This is a genomic window from Citrobacter sp. wls714, from assembly GCF_005281025.1.
Classification (GTDB): domain Bacteria; phylum Pseudomonadota; class Gammaproteobacteria; order Enterobacterales; family Enterobacteriaceae; genus Citrobacter; species Citrobacter werkmanii.
This window is the reverse complement of sequence record NZ_SZWZ01000056.1, coordinates 1-2,591: the sequence shown is the minus strand read 5'-3', so window position 1 is coordinate 2,591 and position 2,591 is coordinate 1. Positions and strand designations below refer to the sequence as shown.

The window sequence follows — 2,591 nt, the reverse complement described above, 5'->3', positions numbered from 1 at the left end:
AGCGCCACCATAGCGGGTTTCTTTATCGGACTGGTATAAAATAAAAGCGCGTCAGCAAAAACTGGCGCGCTTTTATTAATGAATGATATCAGTAAAATTATTCTCTGGATCCATCTCAAGCGCCAGTTCGATCATTTTCTTTTTATCATTAATTGTATAACCATTCTTTTGTTTTAATAACAGGCCTTCGCGCGTAAATTGTGCAATGACATATAATAAATGGCGATAGGTTACACCCATATATTCTGCTGCCTGCGTATGTTTTTCTTGATACAGATCGTCATGCTGCGTCAATAAAATAAATGCGGCCAGACGGTTAACCAAAGGAAATGATTGATTCTGGGTCAGCGAGACAATATTACGGTAATTTTTGCGACTTAACGAGACGCAAAGCTGACGCAGAAAAATGGCATCATTTAGTAGTAGCGGACGATATTGTTTCATGGGCAGCACCAAACACCAGCATTCTTCTATGGCCTGAACGGCACGAGGTTCATGGTTGGCGTCAACTAACTCAATCTCACCAATAAAACAAGGGGCACCGAAGAAGTCAATCAATGACACCCTGCCGTTAGGTAATGTGGCATACAGCTTGGCACGCCCGCGAGCCAGGTAAAACAGATATGACGGCTGGTTTCCCTCCCGCACAATGTAGTCTCCGGCTGCAACATGGAACAACCGGGTATCACGTGAAACATCAACAAAGAAGCATTCTGTATAGCCTGTTTGGTCAATGAGTTGCTGCCTGAGAGCATCATTTTGGATTTCTTTCACAATGGTTTCCCGGTATGAGATTTCTCATATTCAGCATACGTTTTCTGTCGCTATGATTCTAGCATCGTCATGCTTTTGGTTTATTTGATAAGACGAAAATACCCTACCAGCGAACAGAGGAAATAAGAAATGGAAAGAAGAAAAATTATTCTGGATTGCGACCCCGGACACGATGATGCTATTGCAATGATGATGGCGGCAAGACATCCTGCAATTGAATTACTGGGCATTACTATTGTTGCTGGCAACCAGACACTGGATAAAACATTAGTGAATGGATTAAATGTATGCCAGAAACTTAATATTAATGTGCCGGTTTATGCTGGTATGCCACAACCTATTATGCGTAAGCAGATTGTCGCAGATAATATTCATGGTGAATCTGGTCTGGATGGCCCGGTGTTTGCACCGCTGATCCGTAAAGCAGAAAGCATTAATGCAGTGAAATATATAATAGATACACTCATGGCTAGCGATGGCGATATTACATTGGTGCCGGTCGGGCCATTGAGTAACATTGCCGTGGCGATGCGCATGCAGCCTGCTATTTTACCGAAAATCCGTGAGATCGTGCTGATGGGCGGCGCATACGGTACCGGTAATTTTACGCCTTCCGCAGAGTTTAATATCTTTGCTGACCCCGAAGCTGCCCGTGTTGTCTTCACCTCCGGTGTGCCATTAGTGATGATGGGACTTGATCTCACCAATCAGACCGTTTGTACCGCTGAGGTTATTGCCCGGATGGAAAATGCGGGAGGACCGGCTGGGCAATTATTCGGCGACATCATGAACTTTACCCTCAAAACGCAATATGAAAACTATGGTCTGGCCGGAGGCCCGGTGCATGACGCAACCTGTATCGGATATTTGATTAATCCTCAGGGAATCAAAACACAGGACATGTACGTCGAAGTCGATGTCAATAGCGGTCCATGCTATGGACGTACCGTCTGCGATGAGCTGGGAGTGTTGGGAAAACCTGCGAATACGAAAGTTGGGATCACCATTGATACCGTCTGGTTCTGGGATTTAGTTGAAGAGTGTGTGCGCATGTATCTCTGACGCTACAACCGGTCTGTACAGTCGTGGTACAGGCCGGTTGACACCTGATGGGCAGTGAGCAGTCGCCCGTAACGAGTTCACACCTGGCATGTCGGGAAGATCATTATGGACATAATGAGAAGTGTTCTGGGGATGGGAGTATTACTGATAATTGCATTTCTGTTGTCAGTAAATAAAAAGCGTATCAATCTGCGTACCGTAGGGGCGGCGTTGATCCTGCAGGTTGCCATTGGCGGTGTGATGCTCTATTTTCCGCCGGGGAAATGGCTGGCCGAGCAGGCGGCGCTGGGGGTTCATAAGGTTATGACTTACAGTGATGCTGGTAGCGCCTTTATTTTCGGTTCCCTGGCAGGACCTGAAATGGATAAGGTTTTTAATGGCGCCGGTTTTGTGTTTGCATTTCGAGTACTTCCCGCGATTATTTTTATTACCGCACTGGTAAGTCTGTTGTATTACATCGGCGTGATGGGATGGCTCATCCGCGTTCTCGGTGGTATTTTCCAGAAGGCGCTGAACATCAGTAAGATCGAGTCTTTCGTGGCTGTCACCACGATTTTCCTCGGGCAAAATGAGATCCCGGCGATCGTCAAACCCTTTATGGACCGCCTCAATCGTAATGAGCTGTTTACCGCAATTTGTAGTGGAATGGCTTCCATTGCTGGTTCAACAATGATTGGTTACGCCGGCCTTGGCGTACCCATTGATTACCTGCTGGCGGCTTCATTAATGGCAATCCCTGGCGGTATTTTGTTCGC

General features: G+C 46.4%; 3 protein-coding genes. 2 read left to right on the top strand and 1 reads right to left on the bottom strand.

Annotation, left to right across the window (positions count from 1 at the left end; all coding sequences use genetic code 11):
* Positions 1–75: 75 nt before the first annotated feature.
* Complete coding sequence (locus FDX11_RS11665; RefSeq protein ID WP_079223425.1) at positions 76–774, bottom strand: transcriptional regulator YeiL; 699 nt, start codon at positions 772–774, stop codon at positions 76–78.
* 129 nt (positions 775–903) lie between these two features.
* Between FDX11_RS11665 and rihB the strand changes: the two genes are divergently transcribed.
* Positions 904–1,836 (top strand): ribosylpyrimidine nucleosidase, encoded by a 933-nt coding sequence (gene rihB, locus FDX11_RS11660; RefSeq protein WP_079223426.1) that lies wholly within the window; start codon positions 904–906, stop codon positions 1,834–1,836.
* 105 nt (positions 1,837–1,941) lie between these two features.
* On the top strand, positions 1,942–2,591 hold a 650-nt coding region (locus FDX11_RS11655), incomplete at its 3' end, for a Na+ dependent nucleoside transporter N-terminal domain-containing protein (protein ID WP_286364588.1).